Annotated in this window: 21 protein-coding genes, 2 tRNA genes and 2 pseudogenes; 10 read left to right on the top strand and 15 right to left on the bottom strand. The window is 36.0% G+C overall.

Going from position 1 to position 26,853, the window contains the following annotated elements; translation table 11 throughout:
- Positions 1 to 162: 162 nt before the first annotated feature.
- From crr to rsgA, 5 genes are all read right to left on the bottom strand, one after another.
- Positions 163 to 663 (bottom strand): PTS glucose transporter subunit IIA, encoded by a 501-nt coding sequence (crr, locus tag PF272_RS06535; RefSeq protein ID WP_271142130.1) that lies wholly within the window; start codon positions 661 to 663, stop codon positions 163 to 165.
- Positions 664 to 736: 73 nt separating this feature from the next.
- Positions 737 to 2,464 carry a phosphoenolpyruvate-protein phosphotransferase PtsI gene (ptsI, locus tag PF272_RS06540; RefSeq protein ID WP_271142131.1) on the bottom strand — a complete coding sequence of 576 codons (1,728 nt, stop codon included), beginning with the start codon at positions 2,462 to 2,464 and terminating at the stop codon, positions 737 to 739.
- A gap of 58 nt (positions 2,465 to 2,522) precedes the next feature.
- Entirely contained in the window at positions 2,523 to 2,780 is a 258-nt protein-coding gene (gene ptsH, locus PF272_RS06545) for a phosphocarrier protein Hpr (RefSeq protein ID WP_065235270.1), read from the bottom strand.
- Between the two features lie 316 nt (positions 2,781 to 3,096).
- A complete protein-coding gene (locus PF272_RS06550) occupies positions 3,097 to 5,916 on the bottom strand; it encodes a tetratricopeptide repeat protein (RefSeq protein ID WP_271142132.1) in 2,820 nt (939 codons plus the stop codon).
- Positions 5,917 to 5,940: 24 nt separating this feature from the next.
- Complete coding sequence (rsgA, locus tag PF272_RS06555; RefSeq protein ID WP_271142133.1) at positions 5,941 to 6,999, bottom strand: small ribosomal subunit biogenesis GTPase RsgA; 1,059 nt, start codon at positions 6,997 to 6,999, stop codon at positions 5,941 to 5,943.
- A gap of 73 nt (positions 7,000 to 7,072) precedes the next feature.
- Here rsgA and orn point away from each other — a divergent pair, with 73 nt between their 5' ends.
- The 3 genes from orn to PF272_RS06570 all read left to right on the top strand — a co-directional run bounded on the left by orn (position 7,073) and on the right by PF272_RS06570 (position 7,876).
- Positions 7,073 to 7,621, top strand: coding sequence for an oligoribonuclease (gene orn, locus PF272_RS06560; protein WP_271142134.1), 549 nt, complete (start codon positions 7,073 to 7,075; stop codon positions 7,619 to 7,621).
- An 81-nt stretch (positions 7,622 to 7,702) separates the two neighbouring features.
- Positions 7,703 to 7,780, top strand: a tRNA-Gly gene (locus PF272_RS06565).
- A 20-nt stretch (positions 7,781 to 7,800) separates the two neighbouring features.
- Positions 7,801 to 7,876, top strand: a tRNA-Gly gene (locus PF272_RS06570).
- Between the two features lie 5 nt (positions 7,877 to 7,881).
- Here the strand turns inward: PF272_RS06570 and PF272_RS06575 are convergent.
- The 7 genes from PF272_RS06575 to PF272_RS06605 form a co-directional block, all read right to left on the bottom strand.
- The gene (locus PF272_RS06575; RefSeq protein WP_271142135.1) at positions 7,882 to 8,865 is read right to left on the bottom strand and encodes an ornithine cyclodeaminase family protein; all 984 of its coding nucleotides are present in this window, start codon (positions 8,863 to 8,865) and stop codon (positions 7,882 to 7,884) included.
- 31 nt (positions 8,866 to 8,896) lie between these two features.
- Positions 8,897 to 10,231: an L-pipecolate oxidase gene (amaA, locus tag PF272_RS06580; RefSeq protein ID WP_271142136.1), complete on the bottom strand. Its 1,335-nt coding sequence runs from the start codon at positions 10,229 to 10,231 to the stop codon at positions 8,897 to 8,899.
- 54 nt (positions 10,232 to 10,285) lie between these two features.
- Positions 10,286 to 11,755, bottom strand: coding sequence for a Na+/H+ antiporter NhaC (gene nhaC, locus PF272_RS06585; RefSeq protein ID WP_271142137.1), 1,470 nt, complete (start codon positions 11,753 to 11,755; stop codon positions 10,286 to 10,288).
- 139 nt (positions 11,756 to 11,894) lie between these two features.
- Positions 11,895 to 13,322, bottom strand: a complete 1,428-nt coding sequence (gene amaB / locus PF272_RS06590) for an L-piperidine-6-carboxylate dehydrogenase (RefSeq protein ID WP_271142138.1) — start codon at positions 13,320 to 13,322, stop codon at positions 11,895 to 11,897.
- 295 nt (positions 13,323 to 13,617) lie between these two features.
- Positions 13,618 to 15,024 (bottom strand): 2-oxoadipate dioxygenase/decarboxylase HglS, encoded by a 1,407-nt coding sequence (hglS, locus tag PF272_RS06595; protein WP_271142139.1) that lies wholly within the window; start codon positions 15,022 to 15,024, stop codon positions 13,618 to 13,620.
- A 55-nt stretch (positions 15,025 to 15,079) separates the two neighbouring features.
- Positions 15,080 to 16,351, bottom strand: a complete 1,272-nt coding sequence (locus PF272_RS06600) for a 2-aminoadipate transaminase (protein ID WP_271142140.1) — start codon at positions 16,349 to 16,351, stop codon at positions 15,080 to 15,082.
- Between the two features lie 74 nt (positions 16,352 to 16,425).
- The gene (locus PF272_RS06605; RefSeq protein ID WP_271142141.1) at positions 16,426 to 17,328 is read right to left on the bottom strand and encodes a LysR substrate-binding domain-containing protein; all 903 of its coding nucleotides are present in this window, start codon (positions 17,326 to 17,328) and stop codon (positions 16,426 to 16,428) included.
- A 237-nt stretch (positions 17,329 to 17,565) separates the two neighbouring features.
- Between PF272_RS06605 and tsaE the strand changes: the two genes are divergently transcribed.
- From tsaE to PF272_RS06635, 7 genes and pseudogenes are all read left to right on the top strand, one after another.
- Positions 17,566 to 18,051, top strand: coding sequence for a tRNA (adenosine(37)-N6)-threonylcarbamoyltransferase complex ATPase subunit type 1 TsaE (tsaE, locus tag PF272_RS06610; RefSeq protein ID WP_065234986.1), 486 nt, complete (start codon positions 17,566 to 17,568; stop codon positions 18,049 to 18,051).
- Between the two features lie 58 nt (positions 18,052 to 18,109).
- Positions 18,110 to 18,379, top strand: a pseudogene (locus PF272_RS12915) (AMIN domain-containing protein); the annotation flags it as partial.
- 198 nt (positions 18,380 to 18,577) lie between these two features.
- Positions 18,578 to 19,507, top strand: a pseudogene (locus PF272_RS06615) (N-acetylmuramoyl-L-alanine amidase); the annotation flags it as partial.
- An 8-nt stretch (positions 19,508 to 19,515) separates the two neighbouring features.
- Positions 19,516 to 21,390, top strand: a complete 1,875-nt coding sequence (gene mutL, locus PF272_RS06620) for a DNA mismatch repair endonuclease MutL (protein ID WP_271142143.1) — start codon at positions 19,516 to 19,518, stop codon at positions 21,388 to 21,390.
- The gene (miaA, locus tag PF272_RS06625; RefSeq protein ID WP_271142144.1) at positions 21,387 to 22,325 is read left to right on the top strand and encodes a tRNA (adenosine(37)-N6)-dimethylallyltransferase MiaA; all 939 of its coding nucleotides are present in this window, start codon (positions 21,387 to 21,389) and stop codon (positions 22,323 to 22,325) included. Before mutL ends, miaA begins: the two co-directional genes overlap by 4 nt.
- 163 nt (positions 22,326 to 22,488) lie before the next feature.
- Positions 22,489 to 22,773, top strand: coding sequence for an RNA chaperone Hfq (gene hfq / locus PF272_RS06630; RefSeq protein ID WP_065234982.1), 285 nt, complete (start codon positions 22,489 to 22,491; stop codon positions 22,771 to 22,773).
- Between the two features lie 331 nt (positions 22,774 to 23,104).
- Positions 23,105 to 24,559 carry a catalase gene (locus tag PF272_RS06635; protein ID WP_271142145.1) on the top strand — a complete coding sequence of 485 codons (1,455 nt, stop codon included), beginning with the start codon at positions 23,105 to 23,107 and terminating at the stop codon, positions 24,557 to 24,559.
- Positions 24,560 to 24,771: 212 nt separating this feature from the next.
- On the opposite strand, the gene PF272_RS12920 is transcribed toward PF272_RS06635, so the two are convergent.
- The 3 genes from PF272_RS12920 to PF272_RS06645 all read right to left on the bottom strand — a co-directional run.
- Positions 24,772 to 25,056 (bottom strand): VENN motif pre-toxin domain-containing protein, encoded by a 285-nt coding sequence (locus tag PF272_RS12920; protein WP_333781491.1) that lies wholly within the window; start codon positions 25,054 to 25,056, stop codon positions 24,772 to 24,774.
- A gap of 3 nt (positions 25,057 to 25,059) precedes the next feature.
- On the bottom strand, positions 25,060 to 25,752 hold the full coding sequence (locus PF272_RS06640; protein ID WP_271142146.1) for a hypothetical protein: 693 nt from the start codon (positions 25,750 to 25,752) through the stop codon (positions 25,060 to 25,062).
- Between the two features lie 579 nt (positions 25,753 to 26,331).
- On the bottom strand, positions 26,332 to 26,853 hold a 522-nt coding region (locus PF272_RS06645), incomplete at its 5' end, for a hypothetical protein (protein WP_271142147.1).

Raw genomic sequence — 26,853 nt, forward strand, 5'->3', positions numbered from 1 at the left:
TTTAACAATTCTTTTTAGACGTTTTAAAAAAGTTTTCCTATCTTAAAATGATATAGCCTATTCATTAAGCAGTTGTACAAATAACAGACAAAAATGCAAATTTTAAATATAAAAAAAGATTGAGTATTGCTACCCAATCTTTTTCGCTCAATAGCTAATTAATTATTTTTTGATAACTAAAACAACTGATTCTCCAGCGACAGTTTCACCCTCTTTTTTCTCCATATGAGAAACTTCGTCCATATTAGAGATAACAATCGGAGTAAGCACTGATTTTGCTTTTGCTTCTAATAATTCTAAATCAAGTTCAATTACAGTATCACCACGTTTTACAGTTTGTCCTTCTTGAGCAATACGGGTAAAACCTTCACCTTTTAATTCAACTGTATCAATACCAAAGTGAACAAAAAGCTCGATACCTTCTTTTGATTCCATTGAAAACGCATGGTTGGTTTCAAAAATTTTACCAATCACACCATCAACTGGAGCAACGATTTTGTTACCTTTTGGACGAATCGCAACACCATCACCAACGATTTTCTCAGAGAAAACAACATCTGGAACATCTTCAATGTTTACGATTTCACCTGTTAATGGCGCATAAATTTCTACTTCAACGGCTTTATTGTCCTTTGAACCAAATAACTTATCGAATAAACCCATTTTTTTCTCCTTATCAGAAAGATTTTAAGCTTAGATCTGTGCCTAATATTAGCTGAATTTTTTACTTTTGTATCTAATTTAATGCTTTTTCAGATAAAAAATTCTCAATCAACTGATCAACATCTGCTGCTGTTGGTTGTAACAATACTTCTTTCGCAAGATCTTGAGCATCTTGATAATTCACATTACGGATTAATTTCTTAATCTTCGGTACCGAGATAGAACTCATACTAAATTCATCTAATCCCATACCTAATAACAAGATTGTTGCTTTTTCATCACCTGCTAACTCTCCACACATTCCTGTCCATTTGCCTTCAGCGTGTGACGCATCAATAACTTGCTTAATTAATGATAACACAGATGGTGTTAATGGATTATACAAATGAGAAATCAATTCATTACCACGGTCAACGGCTAATGTATATTGCGTTAAGTCGTTAGTACCAATACTAAAGAAATCAACCTCTTTCGCTAAGAATTTCGCATTTACTGCGGCAGATGGTGTTTCTACCATCACACCAACTTGAATATTTTCATCAAATGCTTTTCCTTCTTCACGAAGTTGTTGTTTTAAGGTTTCTAACACAGATTTAAGTTCACGAATCTCTTCTACTGAAATAATCATCGGGAACATCACTGCTAATTTACCAAATGCAGATACACGTAACACTGCACGTAATTGTGCATTAAGAATTTCTCGACGGTCCAAAGCAATACGAATTGCTCGCCAGCCTAAGAATGGATTCATCTCTTTTGGTAAATTCATATATGGCAATTCTTTATCGCCACCAATATCCATAGTACGAAGAATCACTAAACGATTTTTCATTGCTTCTACAACGGCTTTATAAGCTTGGAATTGCTCTTCTTCTGTTGGTAACTGATCACGATCCATAAACAGGAACTCGGTACGATACAAGCCAACACCTTCCGCACCATTACGCTCTGCCCCATCAATATCACGGATAGTACCAATATTCGCACAAACATCGACACGGCGACCATCTAATGTCACCGCAGGTAGATCTTTAAGCTTAATTAATTCTGCTTTTTCTTCTTTATATTGCTCTTCTAATACTCTTAAGCGAGCAATTTCTTCCTGAGTTGGATTTACATAAACTGCATTATTTAATGCATCAAGAACGAGATAATCCCCTGTATTCACTTTTACAGTAACATTATTCGTTCCCACAATTGCTGGTAACTCAAGAGAACGTGCCATAATTGAGGTATGTGAAGTACGCCCACCAATATCGGTAATAAAACCAAGCACTTTGTCTAAATTTAATTGTGCTGTTTCAGATGGTGTTAAGTCATAAGCTACTAAAATTGATTCTTCAGCAATTTCACCTAAATCAATAATATGCATACCTAAAATATTTTTTAATAAACGATTTCCAATATCACGAATATCTCCTGCACGTTCTTTAAGATACTCATCATCAATATCAGAAAGCATAGCCACTTGTTGATCAATGACTACAGAAGCAGCGACATCTGCTGTTACATGGTGTTCTTTTAGATAAGCAATGATTTCTTCTTCTAGCTCTTCATCTTCAAGAATCATTAAATGACCTTCAAAGATAGCTTCTTTCTCTTCACCCAGAGTTTGGCGTGCTTTTTCTTTAATTGCCGTTAATTGTGCAGATGCAGCTTCTCTTCCTTTATAGAAGCGTGCAATTTCACCTTCAACTTCATCTTCAGAAATCTTACGTTTATCAAGAACAATAGGTTCTTCTTTCAACACTAATGCCTTACCAAAAACAATACCTGGGGAAGCTAAAATACCTGAAATCATAATATAACCTTCTTCAAAATCACTAAATAAACACAGATGCCGACTTCGATTGGACGACTTATTCTAAAGTTGGAATTAATGCAACAAGGTGATCTACTGCAGCTTTTTCATCTTCACCTTCTGCAGAAATAGTGATTGTCGTTCCTTGAGTTAAGCCTAAAGTTTGTAATTTGAACAAACTTTTTGCACTCGCACTTTTACCACCAGATGTCACAGTAATATCAGATGAAAAACCTTTAGCTTCTTTTACGAATTGTGCTGCTGGACGAGTGTGTAAACCGTTTGGTGCTGTGATGGTAATTTCTTGAGAATACATTTTTCTCTCCTTAAATCTCATGGATAGGTTAAGAATCATAAAAAAATCTGCACTTTCCTTTCTGTCATTTAAACAACAAAAAATAAAATGCAGAATAACAACAATTTTTTAATATTTATTTTATTGGATAAAATAAATGTCATCGCTAGTATCGACATTCTTCATCAAGAATCAAGCATAAATCCTCAAAAATTTGCGTTACCGCACAAAAATAATTGTTTTTAGGTACTCCAAATGCAAAAACAGATTATTTTTTATGCAAACAAGTAATTTTCTCTCTTTAAAATTCCTATTTATTCCACTGAATATATTCTGTCTATTTCTTATCCAATTTATCGCGTTCATCACAAGCTGTTAACACATCTTGATGACACACAATATCAAGATAACTTTTCTTCAATTCATCATTATCTGGAACTTGTACTTGTTCACGATACATCTTAGCTAAAATTTCTTCCGCATCTATTTGACCTTTAGTGGCAGCTTTAACCAACCATGTCATAGCAATTTCTATATTAGGTTCGACACCATAACCATTTAAATAAACATTGCCTAATAGCATTTGGATTGTCTTATCATCTGATAATTCTGAAACGGCTTTCATTCGTTCAATCATAAACTGAGGTGAGCGTTGCACATCATGCCCTTGTCCATATAACAACATCAGCACATATAAACTTGTTCGATAGTTGAAATCATAAGATTCATTAAACCATTTAATTGCAGTATAAATATCTTGTTTATCCCAGTAATTTATTCCAATAGCAAAGGCTATCTCTGAATATTCATATATCTCTCTAAAATAAGCCTGTTTTATTGTTTGGTAATCTTGTGGAACTTTATTGAGATATTCTACGAGTGTCTTTTGTAGTCTAGTACGAAGCGATGCTTTTTCTATAATTAGCTGCTTATACCAATAAGTAGATTGATCTAGATTAAACTCTACACCTTCTGCAAATTTATACATCTCGGCTAGCCTCTTTTGACTAAAACGATCGCCTTGTTCCGCAGCCTTTAAGAACCATTTTGCTGCCTCAACATAGTTTGAATCATAGTAATAGAATATACCTAAGCGAGATTGAGCTTCAACATACCCTTTTTCTGCTGCTTTTTTATACCATTTTTTTGCTTCTTTAAGATTTTGATTTACACCAATACCGTGTTCATACAAGAACGCCAATGACACCTGAGCTACTGTATCATTTTGCTCAGCGGCTTTTGTAAACCATCTTAATCCTTCTTGATAGTCTTGTTTAACCGCAAATCCTGAATAATATAAAGAGCCTAACAAAGCATAACCCCTAACATCATTTACTTCAGCTGCTTTAGTTAACCAATAAAATGCTTTTTGATAATCCTGAGGCGTACTTAAACCATAATAATACATTCTACCTAACAAAGCGTAACTTGAGGTATAGCCTTGATCAGCAGCCTGACTTAGCCATCTAAATGCCTGATAATAGTCTTGCCTTACACCTTCTCCCGTAAGGTACATTCCCCCTATCCACCCTTGACTCTGTTTTTCTCCCTGTATTGCTGCTTGTAAAAAATAGTGAGCTGCACGTTCATCATTCTTTTCAACCCCCAAACCTTGTACATACATATAACCAAGATTGGTTTGAGCTCTCATATCACCTTGTTCAGCAGCTTGATGAAACCATTTAGCTGCTTCTATATAATCTTGCTTAACGCCTATACCTTGATAATATAAATTGCCTAAATTAAGCTGTGCGTCCATATCGCCTTGCTCTGCGGCTTTAAGATACCAAGAGATTGCTGTTTGATAATTTTTCTTTACGCCTTTACCATGCTCAAACATCATTGCCAATACATTTTGAGATTCCTTTTCTCCCTGCTCAGCTGCTTTTCGGAACCATTTTAGTGCTTGAGGATAATTCACCTTGACGCCTATACCATTGTAATACATATAAGCTAATTTCTGCTGAGCATCGGAAAAACCTAAATTTGCTGCTTCTGTATATAACTTTAATGTTTGAGCATAATCTTGTTGTACGCCATATCCATTAAAATACATCGTTCCCAATGCTGACTTAGCTTTTGCATTACCTTGAGCTGCCGCCTTGCTATACCATTTAAATGCTTCATTATAATTTTGTTCTACACCTGCTCCCTTATAGTAAGCAGTCCCTAAATTCATTTGCGATTCTAGATGTCCTTGTTCTGCTGCCCTTAATGCCCATGCAAACATTTCAGTATAATTTTTATCTTTAATATAAAGCGTTGATAATTTATGTTGCGCTTCAGCATAGCCCGCATCAGCTGCTTTTTTTAGCCATAGGATTGCAGTATCTTGATCTTGAGGTACGCCTATCCCCAGTTCATATAATTCCGCTAACGCATATTGTGCTTCAAAATCACCGCCTTCTGCTGCCTTACGTAGCCATTTTTCAGCCTCAATAATATCTTTAGTACCCCCTTTCCCATGTAAGCACATTAACCCTAATTCCTTTTGTGCCCTTGGCTCATTTTGTTCGGCGGCTTGAAGAAATAACTTCTTCGCAGCAGCATAATCCTGCGTTACCCCTCGACCAGAATAATACATTTTCCCTAATGCAAACATGGCTTCAGGTACATTCAAACTCGCAGCTTTCTTAAATAATTCCAGAGCTTTAGCATCATTTTGTGCAATGCCTTCACCGTTATAATACATAGTGCCCAACGAAAAATAGGCGAGTGGAAACTCACGTTTCATTGCCTGCTGATAAAAAGAGATTGCTTTGTTAGCATCAACCGCTGTTCCACGACCTTTACTATAAAAATCGCCTAGCATAAATAGCGCAAAATCCGAACCTTGATCGGCGGCTTGATGATACCATTTCAAGGCTTGTTCATAATCCACAGACACACCCAAGCCATTTTCATAGATATGGGCAACTTGTAATTGTGCTTGTAAATCACCTTGTTCAGCCGCTTTTAGAAACCAATATAGTGATAAAACTAAATCTTGATCAACTAACTTGCCCTGCTTATATAACAAAGCGAGGTTATATTGTGCATCAATATTACCTCGCATCGCATGTTGATAAGTATCTAGAAAATTGATGGGACTATTTGCACTTATACTTAATGAGATAGACCAGTAAATAAGTAGTCCTAACAGTATCTTTTTCATCATCAATCTCCTATATTACTCAATCCATTATGGCTTAATTTTAGCTACAAAATGACGTTGCGATTTTGTTTCACTTTTACTGCTTAATAATCGGTGATAATTCTCAAAACGGATTGGGTTTATTTCACCTGCTTCCATCGCTTCTCGAATAGAGCAACCAGGATCTTGCAAATGTTTGCAATCTTTAAATTTACAAGTGCCTAAATAAGGCAAAAATTCACGATAACCGCGAGTAATATCATCATCTTCTAAATGCCACAATCCAAATTCTCGAATTCCCGGTGAATCAATTAAATTACCACCTTGTGGCAAATGATAAAGAGTTGATGCTGTTGTCGTATGTTGCCCTAAACCAGAGGTTTCACTAATTTCTCCGGTCGGCGTATCCACTTCAGGTAAAATTGCATTCACTAAACTAGATTTACCTACCCCTGATTGACCAACAAAAATAGAATTACCCTGTGCCAATAAATTAGTTAAATCTGCCATACCTTCGCCAGTCAAGGTAGAAAGCATCAAAGTTTGATAACCAATCGCCTGATAGATTGCAAGGGTTTGTGATAACTCTTCACGCTCAGTTTGCGTTAAAAGATCAATCTTATTAATCACTATCACTGGCTTAATTGCCGCTTTTTCACAAATTACTAAATAACGATCAATAATATTTAATGAAAGTTTCGGTGCAATAGCAGAGACAATCACAATCTGATCAATATTCGCTGCAATCACTTTTAAGCCATCATAATAGTCTGGACGACTCAATTCGCTGGTACGAGGATGCTTAGCTTCTACTACCCCACTAATTCCTTGCATTTCTGCTAACCCTTGTCGCCAAATAACTCGATCTCCCACGACAACATCACTGAGTGTTCGTCTTAAATTACAACGGAATTTTTCACCTTCTGGTGTTTCAACATCAACGTGTTGTGAATATCGTGTTACTACAACACCTTCTTGTGCGGCACCTAACATATCTTCTTGCCAAGTTGGTTCTTGCTTTAATTTTTGTTGATGTTTTCTAAGATTTTTATGTTGATTAGAGGCAATACGTCTTTGTTGATTATGGGTTAACTTACGTTTACTCAAGTCCACTCCTTATCGTTTATAAAAAAATGGCGTAAAATAGCCGCCGATATTAATTAGTAGGATACCTGATATTATGCAATTAGATAAACAAAATCTCATTTGGATTGACCTAGAAATGACAGGGCTTGATCCAAATACTGATCGTATTATTGAAATCGCCACTATTGTAACAGATAAAGATTTAAATATTTTAGCCGAAGGCCCAGTATTAGCGATCAAACAAGATGATGCTACGCTCGCAGGTATGAATGAATGGTGCCAAAAGACACATCGAGAAAATGGGTTAATTGAACGAGTTCGCCAAAGTACACTTAGTGAACGTGCCGCTGAATTACAAACATTAGATTTTCTCAAAAGATGGGTACCAAAAGGTGCATCACCAATTTGTGGCAACAGCGTAGCTCAAGATAAACGTTTCTTATTTAATTATATGCCAGAACTTGCCGAGTACTTTCATTATCGCTATCTCGACGTGAGCACATTAAAAGAGTTGGCTGTGCGTTGGAAACCTGAAGTATTAAAAGGCTTTCAAAAGAAAAACTCTCATCTCGCCTTAGACGATATTCGTGAATCTATTGCAGAGTTAGCTTATTATCGCCAACACTTTATTAAGATAGATTAACTGAGTGCTTGATAAAACAGCAAATATTCTGCCTTAGTTATTGCACAACCTCATTTTTTTCGTATAATGCTCTACCGTTAAGCGGGAATAGCTCAGTTTTGGTAGAGCACAACCTTGCCAAGGTTGGGGTCGCGAGTTCGAGCCTCGTTTCCCGCTCCAAATATTCTTTTCTACTCATTGCGGGAATAGCTCAGTTGGTAGAGCACGACCTTGCCAAGGTCGGGGTCGCGAGTTCGAGCCTCGTTTCCCGCTCCAAGTTTCTAATCAAGTAACTCTAAGCCAATACCTCGTTTTTTAGCTTTTTTTACAATTTCATTTGCAACAACTACATCTAATACTGCTGAACCCACAGACTTAAACAACGTAATTTGCTTACTTGAGCTACGACCTTTCACCTGTTTATTAATTAACTGCCCTAATTCACCATCATAATCATGCAATAGAACAGCTCCTTTTTTTAGTGGAGTAATAAAATCACCAGCCTCATTTAATACACCGCTCATGGTATCAAATAAAACTAAATCCGCCTTACGAATTAATCCCTGAGGAATCTCGCACATCTCCGGCGTATAAGAACCAATACCATTAATATGGGCACCATCTTTTACCCACTCAGCTGAAAAAGTTGCTTCTTTTGCTGTTGTTACTGTTGTAATAATATCTGCACCTGTAACACAAGCCTCGCTACTTTTTACCGGAATCAATTCGCAATCATAATAAGATTGTTGTTCACGACAAAATTTTATTACATGGTCAAAATCACGAGAATAAATACGAACTTCCTTTAATTTACGTACTGTCAGCATAGCCTCTAATTGAGCTGGTGCTTGACCACCAGTACCAATTAATGCCCCTATTTTCGCTCGAGGTTTAGCTAATAAATCCGTTGCTGCACCTTGTACTGCGCCCGTACGTAATTGCGTAAAATAAGTCCCATCTAAATAAGCCTTCGCAATCCCTGTCTTTGGATCTAAAACTAACATCACGGCAAAAATACTAGGTAGATTTTTCTCTATATTTTTTGGATATACAGAAACAATTTTGATACCCAGTGCAGAATCATCCCCACTAACATAGGCTGGCATATATAAGCTTTGTCCTTCATATTGCGCAATATTCAGGTTTGTTCGTAAAGGAACATCTGCAAGTCTCTTTGAATAGGCTGATAATGCCTTTTTGCTTGCCTCTATTGCCTCTTTCATAGAAAAACATTGCTTAATTTCTGCTTTTCTTAGATATAACATCGTGGTTTTCCTCAGCAAGTATCATAATTCATTAAGGAATAATTTTTAAAAATTGTCCTGCATGATATAAGGTCAATCCAGCTTCTGTGCTCCAAGAACGCAGTTTGCAAAAAGAGAGTTGACAGTCCTCAACTTGTTTAAATGGTAAAGGTAATACTTCACGATCATCTTTATATAAATAATCTGCAAAAGCTTTACCGAATAGTGTGCCTGTTGTAATTCCTCGCCCATTAAATCCCGTTGCTGCAACAATCCCCGGCGCAGGCTCAAAAATACGCATAATATGATCTGGCGTAAATCCAAACTTACCACACCATTCATATTCCCACTGAAATTTAGGTAAATCTGGGAAATAATGTTGCTGTACGTGTTTTGCCCAATTTAAAAAGAACGATTTTGGTTTTCCAGTGGAACTACCTACAGTACCTAACAAAAGGCGCCCATCTTTATCCCTACGAATACTAGATAGTGCTAAACGCGTATCCCAAGATCCATTTCGATAAGGTAAAATACGATCTGCTATCTCTCCACTTAATGGTTCTGTAGCAATTTGATAATACTCAACAAAATAAAATGATTTATGTACATTAGTCCATTCCCCTTCAGTATATACATTAGTTGCAATCACAACTTTTTGTGCTTTAACTGCATATTGATTACTATGAACTAACCACCCATCTCCATCTCGAGAAATTTGTGTTACCGGCGAATTTTCAAAAATAGCCACGCCTAATTTAGTTGCCGCAATCCCTAACCCGGTGACATAAGCAAATGGATTAACTGTTCCGGCTCGTTTATCTAAGAGCGCTTTATTAATTTTTGTAGTACCGCAATATTCATGGCATTTTGTCCCAGTTAACACTTCAACATTAACACCACGCCGACTTAATTGCTGGTAACGAATATCAACATCTAACTCACCTGCTTTATTATGAGCCATATGTAAATTTCCCGTACGTGTATCCTGCGCATCAATACTATATTTATCAATAACACTAAATACGAGCTTTGGCGCTAATCCTAATGCTGTTGTTAATTTCTCACCTGCTTGCTCCCCTAAATATTGATTTAGATCGTCTGGCCTTGCCCAAGTCCCTGCATTCACTAAACCAACATTTCTTCCTGATCCTCCCGCTCCTACAGTATGTGCTTCCAACACACATACTTTTTGCCCATATTCAGCAAGATGTAAAGCTGTAGATAACCCGGTAAATCCTCCACCAATGACACAAACATCTACCACTTCATTTTGATTGAGTGTTGGATAACTTGGAATATTATCGACTAAGGTTGACCATAAACATTTTGTTTCGAATGTTATTTGTGCATTCGATTGTGCTTGGTTAGTTGAATGCAAGTGACTCATGATAAAAACTCCTTATAGAATGATGTTGCTTAAATATGCTTGTGTTTGCCTAACTTATGAATGATTAATTGGTTTCTCTTTTGGCATAAATTTACCAATAAAAGCCCAAAGTAATCCAAATACCGGAGATAGCCAGCAAGCGAACGCAAAAGGCGCATATAATAACGTGCTAACTCCAAGTGTGGCTGCCACGAAACTACCGCCCATATTCCAAGGAATTAAAGGTGAAAGTAATGTACCGCAGTCTTCAATAGAACGCGTTAATATCGTCTTTTTATAACCTAATTCTTCATATTTATCTTTTAAAAGGCGTGCTGGTAAAACTAATGTTGTATACACATCACCCACTAATGCCCCTACACCAATAATACTCCCGTATGTAGATAAAATTAAACCAAAACGTGTTTTAATATAACGATTTAATCGAGACATAATTGTGCGTAAGGTGCCGTAGTATTCTAATGAACCAACAAAAGCGAGCGCAAAGAAAGTTAATACAATTACCCATGTCATTGACATTGCTCCACCCTTGGTTAATAGCTTATCAACAACTTCAAGTCCTGTATTACTCACTGCACCATTTTGTAATGTATTAAAAATATCGTGCAAACCAACGCCTTGTAAAAAGAAAGCAATAACAGCCGCAACGACAACACCACCATAAATTGTTGGCATTGCTGGATACTTTCTAAAGGCAGCAAAAATAACGACTACCGCAGGTAATAATGTGATTGGGCTAATAATATAATCTTCAGCTAATCTTTGTTTAATCAACTCAATTGTTGTTAAATCAACTGCTTGATCAGAATATTGCATACCAAGAAGAGCATAAATAATTAATGAAACAGTCATCGCTGGAATTGTTGTAGGCATCATACCTTTAATATGATCCCAAAGTTCTACACCACACGCAGCTGGCGTTAAGTTAGTCGTTTCAGATAATGGTGACATTTTGTCTCCAAAGAATGCCCCAGAAACAATGGCACCTCCTGTTAAATAAGCTGGGATTCCTAACCCCATACCAATGCCCATTAAAGCTAACCCAGCAGTTCCCACCGTTCCCCAAGAGGTCCCAGTTGCTAACGATAATACTGAACAAAGCAAACAAACTGATACTAGGAACGTACTCGGTGTAAATAAGCTAAAACCATAATAGAGAATTGTTGGTACTGTTCCTGCAATAATCCAGCCCCCAATTAACATACCTACACCAAGTAATACCATCACAGCAGGAATACCGATTTGGATAACTTGCAAGAAATATTCTTCCATCTCCTGCCATCTAGCACCCCGGCATTTGAGAAATAATCCTGTAATTAAGATGCCGCATACTAAAGGAATATGAGGAGTAAAATCATCAAAGTAAAAAAATTGCACCATTAAAATAATGGTTGTCAAAATAAGCGGTGCTAAATCAAGCAATACCGAGTTTGATCTTGGTACGAACTCTGGATTTGGTGTATGTAATCCATTATTGCTTTCACTATAAGATACACCTTTTCTCTCTTTTTTATTGTTAGTCATAAATTGTCTCCTCATATCGGGAAGGCTAAAATAGGCTTTTTCCTGGCTACACTACATTTTGAGAAAAAAGCGATAAATTGGATAGCCAACCAAAATGTTTGGCGATCTAGTACAGCGCTATTAAAGTGATTAAAAAGTGTTAGCCGAAATTAATACCTTGTGCTAACGGTAATTCAGTAGAATAGTTAATTGTGTTTGTTTGGCGACGCATATAATTTCTCCACGCATCAGAACCTGATTCACGTCCACCACCAGTTTCTTTTTCGCCACCAAATGCACCGCCAATTTCTGCACCACTTGTACCGATATTGACATTTGCAATACCACAATCACTACCACGGTGACTTAAAAATAATTCAGCCTCACGCATATTATTAGTAAACACACAAGACGATAACCCTTGAGGAACATCATTTTGTAATTCTATCGCTTGATCAAAATCATCATATTCCATCACATAAAGAATTGGCGCAAAGGTCTCATGTTTCACACATTCATCTTGATTTGGCATTTCAACAATAGCTGGTCTCACATAATAAGCATTAGGATATTGATCCATTAATACACGTTCGCCTCCAGTTACTTTGCCACCTGCAGCGACTGCTTTTTGTAATGCGGCTTGCATTGCATCAAAACTTTGTTGATCAATTAATGGTCCAACTAAATTGCCTTCCAAAGGGTGTCCAATTGTTACTGATGCATAAGCTTTCTTGATACGAGCAAGTACATCTTCTTTAATAGAAGAATGGACTATTAAACGGCGTAATGTCGTACAACGTTGTCCTGCCGTACCTACTGCCGCAAATAAAATACCTCGAATCGCTAAATCTAAATCTGCGCTAGGTGTTAAAATCATTGCATTATTCCCACCTAACTCAAGAATCGACTTACCAAATCTTGCAGCTACTTTTGGTCCAACTTCACGTCCCATACGTGTACTACCAGTAGCACTAATTAATGGCACATCTGTGTGAGAAACTAATGCATCCCCCACATCACGTTCGCCAATCAATAATTGGGAGAGATAAGGCGGAGCATCATTACCAAATTTTGCTAATGCTTTTTCAAATAAGGCTTGGCAAGCAATTGCGGTTAATGGTGTCTTTTCTGAAGGTTTCCAGATAACAGGATTACCACAAATTAAAGCTAACGCAGCATTCCAAGACCAAACAGCTACTGGAAAATTAAATGCAGAAATTACACCAACAACACCCAATGGATGCCATGTTTCACGCATATGATGTCCTGGTCGCTCAGAAGCTATAGTTAAACCATAAAGTTGACGCGATAAGCCGACCGCAAAATCACAGATATCAATCATTTCTTGTACTTCACCAAGCCCTTCTTGCTTAATTTTTCCTGCTTCCCAAGAAACTAATGCACCAAGATCCTCTTTATGCTCACGCAATACTTCACCTAAGATACGAACTAATTCACCACGGCGCGGTGCTGGTACTTGACGCCAAGCTTTAAATGCTTTCACTGCACGTTGTACCTTCTCATCGACAACATCTACAGACTCTAAATTAATAGCGCCAATTTGATTTCCTGTAATTGGACTTCTCACTGGATAATTGCAGACTTTCCTCAACACCCATTGCTTGCATATATGAACTAATCATATCTTTCCCCTTATTTAAAATATCTATTACTGTTGTGTTGCTTAATTGTTAAATTAGCAATGAAAAAAGTACTATATCTGTTAACAATTGCCAAAGTAATATAATTACTGACAACATTCCGTTTTGGAATACAGCGGTTTTACCTAATACATCAATCAAGAAATAAGAGAAAATAACGATAAAAAAATCAACGTACTAAGTACGTTGATTTTTAATTATAGAGGGACTACTTTTTAAAAATTAATCACGAAGCTGTTTTAATTCTGTCAGACATTGAATAAGGCTTTCACTCTGAATTTTTTGGTAAATCTCATTAATATCCAATACTTTTGCCCCGAGTGACGTTTCAAAAATCGCTTGATTAGATTGACTATCATAATGTCCTTGTCCTCCCTCACCTAAGTTTGATTGGAAAATTCCAGCCGCACTTACAGGGAGAAAATCTTCATAAACAATTGGCTCTAGATTTACGATACCTGCATCAATTAATTGAGCGATATTTTGTATTGAAACTTCATCTTCAGCAAAATTTTTCAGTTTTTGCATAGCTGCTTGTTTATTTGGTTGATAATAGAAGAATGCAAGTCCTTGATCATATAAAGCACGGTAATCATCAGGGAAATCAATGAAACTTTCGGCTAAATTTTTCATATATTGTTTAGCATTGGCCTCTGTTGGTGCTCCACCAGTTTTTTCTCGTGCAGCATTTAACATACGATCATACATTTCACGGCCTTTTAAAGTTAACGCAACACCTCGCTGCTCAATTTCACCAAAACGCGCTGTATGTGTACCTGCCTCTTCACCATGTGGCCCTTTAAATTTCACTTCTTCTTCTAATGCTTTAAAGCTTGTTTGACGAAGGAAAATTGGACATTTACGGCGAGGTGGTCCTTCCACTACCGCTTTAGGTGTAATACCTCGCTTACTCATACCAATTTGTACTTCATCAATATCCAATGTTCTTGGGGTAAGATGATTAATATGCGGACCTTGGAAAGCAACAACATCAGCAATTAAACGATGTTGACGATGCAAGTCCTCATAAAGTTCTTTACTTACTGGTGAATGATCATGCCAACGGAAAGTTTCCAATGCTTCATTAACAAACTCTTCTGCATCCTTTTGATTTAATCCTCCATCTTTCTCAAATTGTTCAATCAATTCAATAACACGTGAGGTAAAAATACTACGCTGATGCAAAGCCGCTTCCGCTTTCTCACGTAAAGTTGGATTATCAATTAATTCTAAACGTAATAATGAAGTAAAGACGCGAAATGGACTTACATTCAAAGAATCTGCATCAATTGCACGAAATGCTGTAGAGTGTACTGGGACACCTGCAGGTGCGAGATCATAATATCCTACAGGGTACATTCCCATCACAGAAAATAGACGACGCATTGTAGCTAATTCTGCAGGTAATCCTAAACGAATTGCACCATGACGTTCTATATCTAAACGTGCTAACTCACCTGTAGCAGTAAGTTGTGCTTTGACTTCTTCATCATTGGCCAATACATTAGCATTAACATCATTCACTAATTGAATTAATTCGCTATATAAAGGTACTTCTTGTTGATACATTTTAGACATTGCGCTTGAAAATAAGCGTCTAATATCCGCTGCGGCAATAAAATTACTCATAACTTTCTCCTTTTTCACTTCCAAAATTTATTGTAGAAAATTTGTTCACATTAAATTATGCCGGCAGTTGGTGAGGCAATGCTTTTAATGCTTCTTCAAAAATAGTTAACCCTTGCACTAGAACTTCCGGCTCAATAGTAAGTGGCGGGAGTAAACGAATAATGTGACGATATTTACCACTTGGCATTAATAGCAACCCAGCTTCACGTGCACTATTCAACAATTGTGGCATCACTGCTGTACCGTAACCGTATTGTGGATGTTCTAACACAATACCTCGCATTGCTCCAATTCCTGTCATTTCCCCTAACCAAGGAGAAATTTTTTCTTCTTTCCAACGCTGATAAGTACTCACTAAAATATCTTCATATACTTTCGCTTGCTGCCAAATTGTTTCACCGCGCATAATCTCGAAGACGGCTAATGCTGCTGCACAAGCTACTGGATTTCCTGAATAAGTTCCTCCTAATGCACCTTTTGGCAAACCATTCAAAAGCTCTGCCCGACCAATTAAAGCGCCAAGAGGTAATCCTCCTGCAATGCTCTTAGCTAGTAAAATTAAATCTGGTTCAATACCTAAATGCATAAATGCAAATGGTTTGCCTGTACGACCAAATCCAGCTTGAATTTCATCTAAAATTAAAACAATGCCATGTTCATCACAAAACTGACGCAAATATTTTGCAAATTCAGGATCAAGTGGAATAAAACCACCTTCTCCTAATACAGGCTCAACGATCACTGCACCGATATTGTCAATATCCGTTTCAATTGCGAATAATCTTTGTAATGCTTCCTTCGCCGTTTCTGCACTTACACCATTGCATACACTTGGATAAGGAATGTGATAAACACAACCAGCTAATGGCCCTAAAGATTTTTTATATGGAGCAACTTTACCATTTAGATTTACCGCTGATAACGTGCGGCCATGAAAACCACCATCAAATGCAATTACACCAACTTTGCCCGTTTTCATTCTTGCAACTTTTAATGCATTTTCTGTCGCTTCTGCACCACAATTGGTAAACATACCTGCTAAAGGTGCCTTAATAGGAACTAATTCACATAATTTTGGCATTAACTCTTGATAAGGTTGATGACCGACCGCGTTATAAGCATAGTGAATTAATTTATCTACTTGTGTATGAATTGCTGCTGTGATAGTTGGATTAAGATGTCCGAAATTTAAAACGCCAATGCCACCGATAAAATCAATATATTTTTTTCCTTTATCGTCCCAAACTTCGGCATTTTTTCCTTGGACTAAAGTGATTGGATGTACTGTAGTAAGCGCATCTGTGATATGGTATTGTTGATTCGTCATAACGATAACCCTTTGCTTGATATAGTGATTTCATTGTAGAAACCGACTATATTGTCAGCAAACGAATTATTGTCTTAACGATATTCCATTTTTTCTTTGTTCGTTTTTTCTATGTAGTTTTCTATCCACTGTATCATTACCTTAACCTTAGGTGTGCTTGCTTTATGGCAGGGGTAAGCAAGATAATAATTCCCCATATTTTTCATTTCATAATCCCAAGCTTTTATTAATTTTCCTGTCAATAATTCATTTTTCACCATAATTTTTGGTACTAAAGCAATACCACATCCTAATTCTGCAGCAGTAATACAGGCATAAAAAGTTTCAAAAGAACAATTAGAATTAACCCCTTGTCGTTCAAAATAATAATACCAATCACTTGGTCGTGAATTGGATTGTAATAACACATATTCGCTTATTTCACATAAATCATTCAATGGCTTCTTTAATAAATCTGGTTGGCAAACTGCTATCATTTCTTCTTCAAACAGTTTAATCGCTTCCATACCAGACCAAACACCATCACCATGTAAAAAAGCAATATCAAGAACATGATCTTCAGAGAAAAAAGATTGCGTCAGTTCTTTTACATCAAGGTGAATTTTTGGATAAGCCTTACTAAACCCTTTCAAAGCAGGAATCAACCAACGTGCACAAAAAGTGGGGTGAGCGACAATTTTTAACGTTTCTGTTTCTGCACCATGGGCCATTACATCAATCGTTGATAATTCAATTTGTTTTAAAATTTTTTCAACTTCAAGATAATACTTTTTACCGACGGGCGTTAAATATAAACTTTGCGATGATCGTCTGAATAGTTGTAATTTTAATAACTCTTCTAATTGAGCCACTTGTTTGCTCACTGCGCTTTGTGTCATATGCAACTCTTGCGCTGCTTTAGTAAAACTCAAATGCCTCGCAGCAGTTTCAAAACATTGCATGGCTGTGGTTGACGGATATTTACGGAAATTAAGCATAGTCCCATCCTTTTTTCTCTTCCCTATATCACTCAATAACAGTTTAGTTTTATCAACAAAAACTTACAATCAACATTACTCAATAAATGTTAAATTCTATCTATTAGCAGCCATTATTAAACAGACCAAATTAATTAACTTAGCAATGACAATCAATTAGCAATTTCTAACAATTTTTTGCTATCATAACCGCCTTTTAACATTGGCATTTAACTACTGCGAACAATAGGAATTTCTATGGCATCACAATTTCGAGCTTTTCTTGAAAACGAAGCTGCAACCCTTGAATTAGGCAAAAAGTTAAGTTCCCTACTTGCTAGTTATACTGAAAATTTTACTATTTATTTGAATGGACAGCTTGGCGCAGGTAAAACAACGCTGACACGTTCGATTATTCAAAATATGGGACATCAGGGAAATGTTAAAAGTCCGACCTATGCATTAGTAGAAGAATATCATTTAACCAATAAAAGTATTTATCACTTTGATCTTTATCGTTTAAGTGATCCCGAAGAGTTAGAGTTTATCGGTTTTCGTGATTATTTTCGTGAAAATACATTATGCTTACTTGAGTGGCCTGAGAAAGGCGGTGACTTAATTCCTCCTGCTGACTTATTGATTACAATTAATTATCAAGGCAACGCACGTGAAATTACTTTACAAGCAAACTCTAATGCTGCTGAGCAAATTATTTGCGCTTTAAATAAGGATCAAGCAAAATAACTGCTGATTAATTACATTTCAAATATTCCACAATAGCTTATTGATATAAAAGAAAAAGATGAGAAAAATCACTGCATTTACCTATTGGCTAATCGCCTTTTTATGTTTTACTTTTAGTCTGGCGAGTAATGCTGGTACGCTAAAGTCACTCAATATTCGTAATACTGATAAGGAAACTCGTGTTGATTTCCGCTTTAGCTTACCAAGTAAATACAGTTATTTTTATTTAGAAAAACCAAATAGATTAGTGATTGACTTTGTCAATAGTCAAAGTAGCTCTGGTATTTTACCGCGTAAAAACAATACAAACTTACAAAAAATAGAACAAAGTAAATCTAATCGACCAAATAATTTGCGTGTTGTTTTGTATTTAGAACAAACCGTACGAGCCATCTTTATTAATAATAAGGATGGTATTTCTGTAAAAATTGCCAACCCAAATAATAGTAATAAAACTCAAAACACCTCGAAAACTGGTACCGTTCACCGTATTCCACAACAAGATCAAAATGACAATAACGATAACGTGTTGCCTGTTGTGAGCAAGAAACCTGCTCGTTCTACTCCTTATGTCGTTGCAATAGATCCTGGTCATGGTGGGAAAGATCCGGGTGCCATCGGAAAACTTTTAAAAGTTAAAGAGAAAAATATTACTCTCTCTATCGCAAAAGAGTTAAAAGCATTATTAGACCGCGATCCTAACTTTAAAGCCGTACTTACCCGTAATGGTGATTATTTTATTTCTGTGCCAAACCGTTCTGATATTGCTCGTAAATACAAAGCAAACTTTTTAATTTCGATTCATGCTGACTCAGCACCAAGCACTTCACCTCGAGGCGCTTCTGTATGGGTATTATCTAATCGCCGCGCTAATAATGAGATGGGTAAATGGTTAGAAGATCATGAAAAACAATCTGAATTACTTGGTGGTGCTGGAAATGTATTATCTACACATAATGAAAAATATCTCGATCAAACCGTACTCGATCTTCAGTTCGGTCACTCGCAACGTGTTGGCTATGAACTAGGTGATAATATTTTGCGTCGTTTTGGTCAAATTGCACAATTAAGCCGCAAAGATCCTCAACATGCGAGCTTAGGCGTGTTACGTGCTCCAGATATCCCTTCTGTATTAGTTGAAACAGGTTTTGTAAGTAATAAAGTTGAAGAACGTAAACTTAATACGCTTGCCTATCGCCGACAAATTGCTCGTGCAATTTATAACGGTTTAGTTGATTATCGTAAAAATAATTTAGTCAATATTGTGCCAGTACCAAAATCAACTGCACAGAAAAAACATGATGCAGCAATGCCAGAATTTCATAAAGTAGGTAAAGATGAAACTCTCTACCAAATTTCTCGAACCTATAAGATCTCGATTAATCAACTGTTAAAACTAAACCCAAAGCTTAATCCAGATCATCTTTTAGTAGGTCAATCTATACGTTTAAAAGAGAAATAATTATGCCAATTCAAATTTTGCCCCCATTACTCGCGAATCAAATTGCGGCAGGAGAGGTCGTAGAGCGTCCCGCTTCTGTGGTGAAAGAGTTAATTGAAAACAGTTTAGATGCTGGGGCAAATAAAATCCAAATTGATATTGAGCAAAGCGGTAGCCGCCTTATTCGGATTAGAGATAATGGTGTAGGTATTCCAAAAGAAGAACTGAAACTCTCTCTGATGCGGCACGCTACCAGCAAAATTGCTTCACTTGATGACTTAGAACATATTCTCAGTTTAGGTTTTCGTGGTGAAGCATTAGCAAGTATTAGTTCTGTTTCTCGTTTAACTTTAACCTCTCGAACCGCAGAACAAACAGAGGCTTGGCAAGTCTATGCGGAAGGACAAGATATGGAAGCCACAATTATTCCAGCTTCTCATGCTGTAGGCACAACCGTTGAAGTGGCTAATCTTTTCTTTAATACCCCCGCTCGACGGAAATTTTTGCGTACAGAGAAAACAGAATTTGCTCATATTGATGAAGTCGTTAAAAGAATCGCATTAGCTAAACCTACAATTCACTTTATCTTGACCCATAACGGAAAAATAGTGCATCAATATAAGCCTGCAGATGACACTGCATCACAATTAAAACGCTTAGCTATGATTTGTGGAAATGAGTTTACTGACTATGCACTACGCATTGATTGGCAATATGATGATATGCACTTACATGGTTGGATTGCAGCTCCACAATTTTATCGTACTCAAAATGATTTTAACTATAGTTACGTCAATGGTCGTATGATGAAAGATAAAGTCATTTTACACGCGTTACGTCAAGCTTATGCTGACTATCTTTCTACGGATCAATATCCTGCATTTGTCCTATTTTTAGATATTGATCCTACCTTAGTGGATGTGAATGTACATCCAACTAAACACGAAGTGCGCTTTCATCAATCCCGATTAGTGCATGATTTTATTTTACAAGGTGTTATCAACGCCTTAGCGCAAACAGAACAATTATTAACCGATTCTTCGCAGCCAACCCACGTAGAGTCAGTAACTAATTATGTAGCGGAAGATAATGCGGATTACCAATCTGCAGCAATACCTAACTATAATCCAACAACAATACCGCAAAACCGTTCTGCTGCTGGAAGAAATATCTTTAATAACTCAGCAACTTACTATTCGTCAAAAACACCAAAAGCAGCGACAAATAAAACTGCTTACCAACAATATACTCGTTTAATACAATCTGCTCATCAAGCAGATATGAATATTTCTAATAATAATTCAGCATTATCTGAAGCAAGTCATCATACTCAAGTCAGCTTAACTCAAACTGCACCATCTCAGCTTGAAACCGGACAACACCTCAAAGTATTAACTTTATTACCACAAGGTTATCTTTGTTTACAACAACACGATAAATTATATTTGTTAGCGACAAAAACATTACAACTATTAGCTTATGTTCAGCAATTACAAGCTTCTGATAAAGACTGTCAGGCATTACTTATTCCTGTTTCATTTCAATTAGATAAAATCCAAATTAACAACTATATTCGCTACCAAGATTTCTTTACGCAAACAGGTTTTACAATTCAATGTTATGGTGAACGTATTACCATTACTCATGTTGCAACTTTATTACGTCATCAAAACTTGCAACAATTAACGATTAAATTACTGAATACAGAAATTCAAGATTTTGCACATTTTGTACAAATCATCTGTGACAATATATTAGTTGAGCCAATTAAGGTATTGGCTGATGCTATCAACTTATTACAAAATATTGAGCAGTATTCACCAAATAAACACAATCTCATATTAGCTTCTTGTACAGAATTAGATCTTACCCCTTATTTCACGGGACATTCATTATGATCAAGAAACCATTGGCGATTTTCCTAATGGGACCAACTGCTTCAGGTAAAACCGGCTTAGCCATCCAACTAAGCAAACAACTCCCATGTGAAATTATTAGTGTTGATTCAGCACTGATTTATCGTGGTATGGATATTGGTACCGCAAAACCAACGCCCCAAGAATTAGCCGAAACACCACACAGACTGATTGATATTAAAGATCCGGTTGAAAGCTATTCTGCAGCTGATTTTCGTTTAGATGCTTTACAAGCAATGCAAGAAATCAGCGATAATGGCAAAATTCCACTATTAGTAGGTGGGACTATGCTCTATTACAAAGCCTTATTAGAAGGGTTGTCGCCATTACCACAAGCAAATCCAGAAATCCGTTCACAAATAGAAGAGAAAGCCCAACAATTTGGCTGGCAAACGTTACATCAAGAATTAGCTAAAGTAGATCCACAATCGGCATCTCGGATTCATCCCAACGATCCGCAACGAATTAACCGCGCATTAGAAGTTTATTACTTAACGGGAAAATCATTAACAGAATTAACCGAACAAAAAGGCGAACCACTGTCTTATCAACTCTTACAATTTGCTATTGCGCCGCAAGATAGAAGTATTTTACATCAACGTATTGAATTACGTTTTCAGCAAATGTTAGAGCAAGGTTTTATTCAAGAAGTAGAAAAACTTTATCAACGAAAAGATCTTCACCTTGATCTTCCTTCTATTCGTTGTGTCGGTTACCGACAAGCCTGGGAATTTTTACAAGGTAAATATGACTACGATGAAATGGTTTATCGTAGCATTTGTGCTACAAGACAATTAGCCAAACGTCAAATTACTTGGTTACGAGGTTGGAAATCACCAATTATTTGGTTAGATAGTTTAAATATTGAACAAGCAAAACTAACAATTCTTGAAAAAATATCACAAATTGAAACTTAACCAAGAATCTTGTCATTTCAGGGATGACATAGCAAAATATTATTGCTATATTGTTACACGGGCTTTCAAGCCATTTGGCTTCTTAGTTGTCTTGATTCACAACATCTAACACTAAGATTTTTTTGCATAATTACTAGCATTTTAACCAAAAAAGGAAAAAAAAATGGCAAAAGGACAATCATTACAAGATCCTTATTTAAATGCACTTCGTCGTGAACGTATTCCTGTTTCAATCTACCTAGTAAACGGTATTAAATTACAAGGACAAATCGAATCTTTTGATCAATTTGTCATTCTTCTTAAAAATACTGTCAGCCAAATGGTATATAAACACGCCATTTCAACAGTAGTTCCAGCAAGAGCGATTACTCATCATAATCATCAATCTAATGGATCTGCTACACAAGAAGAAGATATTGATACCAATATCGTGACAGAAGAAGAATAAATTTCTCAATTACTACAAATTTCTTGATAAATGATTTCCTTCTTACTTAGAGGGAAATCTATGTTTTTTCCTTATTTTTTCTTTAAACAGCTTCCTATTGTTCATATCAATTTACTAATTCCCTTATAGCAGAGCATAAATTCTAATACACAAATAGTTAAATAACCTTTGTTATAAGACTGACATTAACATCAGTAACACCAATTATTAATATGTTAAAACTATCAAATGGATAGTTTCCCATCTCATTTTTAATAGATAATAATAATAAAAAATCATATTATTGATAGATTATTCTTAATTTACCCTAATTACACTATAAGGAAATACTATGAAAAAATGTCCATTTGATCACCAATCAGCTACCTTAACGACCGCAGCGGGTTCACCTGTTGTGGATAACGATAATACAATGAGTGCAGGTGCAAGAGGTCCATTATTACTGCAAGATGTATGGTTTCAAGAAAAATTAGCACACTTTGCTCGTGAACGTATTCCAGAACGTGTTGTACACGCAAAAGGTTCTGCGGCATTCGGTACTTTTACTGTAACTAATGATATTTCTAAATATTCAAAAGCGGCACTATTTTCTGAAGTAGGTAAAAAAACAGATGTGCTATTACGTTTTTCTACTGTAGCAGGTGAGCGTGGTGCGGCTGACGCAGAGCGTGATGTTCGTGGTTTCTCATTAAAATTCTATACTGAACAAGGTAACTGGGATTTAGTGGGTAACAACACACCAGTCTTTTTTATCCGTGACCCATTAAAATTCCCAGATTTTATTCATACCCAAAAACGTGATCCAAAAACTAACTTGCGTAGTGCAGATGCAGCGTGGGATTTTTGGTCAAAACACCCAGAGTCATTACATCAAATTATGATTCTGTTTAGTGATCGTGGTATTCCAACAGATTACCGTCACTTAAATGGTTACGGTAGCCATACTTATAGCTTTGTGAATAGCAATAATGAACGTTTCTGGGTGAAATTCCACTTCAAAACACAACAAGGACACCGTTATTACACTAACGAAGAGGCAGCAAAAGTAGTGGGTGAGAATCGTGAATCAGCACAAGAAGATCTATTCTTTGCTATTGAACGTGGTGAATTCCCTCGTTGGGACGTAAAAGTACAAGTGATGCCAGAAGCAGACGCATTAAAACACAATTATACATTTGACTTAACAAAAGTTTGGCCACATAAAGACTACCCATTAATTGATTTAGGGGTATTAGAATTAAACCGTAACCCAGAAAATTATTTTGCTGAAGTGGAGCAAGCAGCGTTTGCACCATCTAACATTGTACCGGGTATTGGTTTCTCACCTGATCGTATGTTGCAAGGTCGTCTGTTCTCTTACCAAGATGCACAGCGTTATCGTTTAGGGGTAAATCATCATCAAATCCCAGTGAATGCACCGAAATGCCCATACCACACAACACACCGTGATGGGACAATGCGTGTTGATCACAATGGTGGTGCAGATCCTAACTATGCACCAAACCGCTTTGCAACTTATGTGCCTACTCACGATCAAGCTCCAGCATTAAAGCTAGAGCGTGAAGCAGCACACTTTAACTTTAGAGAATATGATGAAGATTATTACAGCCAGCCTGCTGCATTGTATAACTTATTTGATGCGGGGCAGAAAGCACGAACCGCTGCAAACTTTGCTGCATCATTGGCAGGGGTAACGGATAAGGCAATTGTAGAAGCTCAACTTGCTCATTTTGAGAAAGTAAGCAAACAGTTAGCCGATGATATTCGCGCTAATTTAACCAAATAACTAACAGCTCCTAAACCTTTTGCAAAAAATATAGCCAGATAGTTATTCTATCTGGCTTTCTCTTTTTGGCTATTCAAGTTTAATTACAAGAATATGATTAATGATTAATGATTAATGATTAATGATTAATGATTAATGATTAATGATTAATGATTAATGATTAATGATTAATGATTAATGATTAATGATTAATGATTTAGTTTAATTTGAATCTATTGTTTAAAAATCATTTTATTACCACTAATAAAATCTCTAACTAAATCACTAGCAAGTTGACTTAAGGTGGAGACGGTTTGTTTTTGAACTTCTGTCAGTTGGTCTGGTGATTTTTGGTAAAGCTGTTCTGTGATTAGTTTTGCTGCTAACTCACCACTGACCGCACCCGCAGCGCCTGCGGCAGCGTTGTTCCCTGTGGCATAGGCTTCGATGCACCTAATAGAACATGGGCAATTAAATTTGCTTGGGTATCTACATAGTGAGTTAATTATATTATTAATTTTTTATTTATTATGATTGTGATATTGTTTTAACTCTTCTAATTCTTTAATAAATTTTTCCCATCTATTTTGTTTAAAATTGCAATGAGTTAACGTTATATTATTTTCTTTTAAAATATTTTTTACAAACTCAGGATAATATTTGAATAAAATCTCTGATGCATCATTGATATTCCAATAATTATGTTCCTTATTTTTTACAATACAAGAAAGATAATCTCTAACCAACGGTAAATATTCAATATGCCCAGCTTCAATATCATAATATAAGTATGAAATACTAAATGGGGTTATTTTTGCCATATTTATGATTACTTTAATACAAAGATAAATTTTTTTTCTGATTATCTCATAATCGCTATCATTTATTTTTTCAGACAGGTAATACTGAAGAGCGCCTAACATATATTTATAGTCTTCACCACATAAATAATTATTTCTAAACTCTTCAAAAGTAGGAGAAATCAAGAGATCATAAATATATTGAAAACCATTATCAACACCCCAATAACATAACAAACATCCTGCTTGATATACATATCTGAATTTATAATCCTGACGATGCTTTATGATATAGATTAGTTTTTCTATTCTTTCTTTAGGAATATACTCTAAATCTAGTTCCTGAAGTAATTCACCAGTTATTCCATCTGGAAGAGAATATAATAATTCATTTATTTCTTGATCGGTTAACATTTATTTCCCCTCCTCGAAGATAATATAATTTTTTGGTAAGCATCCTTTAATTAGACATTCCCCATCTCTTTTAATATTGTCCAAGTCATCAAAAGCCTTACTTAATCTCTCTGAATTTCTTGGAGTAGAATTATTTAAATGTCTAACATGTTTAAACAGATAGTTATTACTAATCTCAGGCCAGTTAATTGCGCTAGCAGTATTATCAATAATCAAGCCACAGTATTTATTCTCTATACTCCTTTGGACCATATTTATAAAAAAGCCAATGCATAATAAAACATGGAATACAAACAGCTATTGTGGTTTTTAAATTATCATAAAGAAAATGATATTCCCAAACTATAATATTATTATTTTTATATGTACGAAAAATAAAAAAAATGTATCTTAAAAATAAAAGTAAATATACTCCAATGAAATAGAAAAACCATGATGTATAAAAATTACTATTTTTGAATATTCTCAAATTTATCCTCCTTAATATTTTTATATTGATAGTTCCAATTATTCGAATCACCAATTCCTTCTCCAACTATTCCAGAAATAATAGGTTTTAATAATTGATTATTATATTTATTACCAATAATTAACTCTATTTATAACAGAGGTCCCTAATGTACTAGCAACCGCACCAAAAGCATTCCAATCATAATCTTCTGAATTTTGTGTCGCCATTGAACTAATTCCAATATTAATACTAATTTGCTGTCCTAATGTTCTACCTCGTGTTAAAACCGTAGAAAGTTCTGCTTGTAATAGACTATATGGATCGTAAGCTTGGTCTTGTGTGAGCTGATAACCTGTATTAGCTATGGCTGTAGCTGTCATTTCTGTAAGCAACGGATACTTAACTGCTTTTTTCCCAATTAACAAGCCAATATCTTTCCCCATAGATAAAGCAGCAGCTCCCGTACTAGTTGTGCTTAGCCCTGCTACAACAGCTCCACCCAATACTAGCATTGGAATCTCAACACATCCTTTTCCTGCAATACAATCCAATGTATCTCTAAAGCCTTTTACATTCATACTTTCACTAACAACTACCCCTGATAATGACGGAATAGTCCCTCCATCAGGATAACTTTGAACTGCCTTAGC

It is taken from the genome of Gallibacterium faecale, assembly GCF_027920745.1.
GTDB lineage: Bacteria > Pseudomonadota > Gammaproteobacteria > Enterobacterales > Pasteurellaceae > Gallibacterium > Gallibacterium faecale.

What these genes read in the sequence shown, in the direction of transcription:
- crr (WP_271142130.1), bottom strand. Translation starts at nt 663, where the DNA reads ATGGGTTTATTCGATAAGTTATTTGGTTCAAAGGACAATAAAGCCGTT.
- ptsI (WP_271142131.1), bottom strand. Translation starts at nt 2,464, where the DNA reads ATGATTTCAGGTATTTTAGCTTCCCCAGGTATTGTTTTTGGTAAGGCA.
- ptsH (WP_065235270.1), bottom strand. Translation starts at nt 2,780, where the DNA reads ATGTATTCTCAAGAAATTACCATCACAGCACCAAACGGTTTACACACT.
- PF272_RS06550 (WP_271142132.1), bottom strand. Translation starts at nt 5,916, where the DNA reads ATGATGAAAAAGATACTGTTAGGACTACTTATTTACTGGTCTATCTCA.
- orn (WP_271142134.1), top strand. Translation starts at nt 7,073, where the DNA reads ATGCAATTAGATAAACAAAATCTCATTTGGATTGACCTAGAAATGACA.
- PF272_RS06575 (WP_271142135.1), bottom strand. Translation starts at nt 8,865, where the DNA reads ATGTTATATCTAAGAAAAGCAGAAATTAAGCAATGTTTTTCTATGAAA.
- amaA (WP_271142136.1), bottom strand. Translation starts at nt 10,231, where the DNA reads ATGAGTCACTTGCATTCAACTAACCAAGCACAATCGAATGCACAAATA.
- nhaC (WP_271142137.1), bottom strand. Translation starts at nt 11,755, where the DNA reads ATGACTAACAATAAAAAAGAGAGAAAAGGTGTATCTTATAGTGAAAGC.
- hglS (WP_271142139.1), bottom strand. Translation starts at nt 15,024, where the DNA reads ATGAGTAATTTTATTGCCGCAGCGGATATTAGACGCTTATTTTCAAGC.
- PF272_RS06600 (WP_271142140.1), bottom strand. Translation starts at nt 16,351, where the DNA reads ATGACGAATCAACAATACCATATCACAGATGCGCTTACTACAGTACAT.
- PF272_RS06605 (WP_271142141.1), bottom strand. Translation starts at nt 17,328, where the DNA reads ATGCTTAATTTCCGTAAATATCCGTCAACCACAGCCATGCAATGTTTT.
- tsaE (WP_065234986.1), top strand. Translation starts at nt 17,566, where the DNA reads ATGGCATCACAATTTCGAGCTTTTCTTGAAAACGAAGCTGCAACCCTT.
- mutL (WP_271142143.1), top strand. Translation starts at nt 19,516, where the DNA reads ATGCCAATTCAAATTTTGCCCCCATTACTCGCGAATCAAATTGCGGCA.
- miaA (WP_271142144.1), top strand. Translation starts at nt 21,387, where the DNA reads ATGATCAAGAAACCATTGGCGATTTTCCTAATGGGACCAACTGCTTCA.
- hfq (WP_065234982.1), top strand. Translation starts at nt 22,489, where the DNA reads ATGGCAAAAGGACAATCATTACAAGATCCTTATTTAAATGCACTTCGT.
- PF272_RS06635 (WP_271142145.1), top strand. Translation starts at nt 23,105, where the DNA reads ATGAAAAAATGTCCATTTGATCACCAATCAGCTACCTTAACGACCGCA.
- PF272_RS06640 (WP_271142146.1), bottom strand. Translation starts at nt 25,752, where the DNA reads ATGTTAACCGATCAAGAAATAAATGAATTATTATATTCTCTTCCAGAT.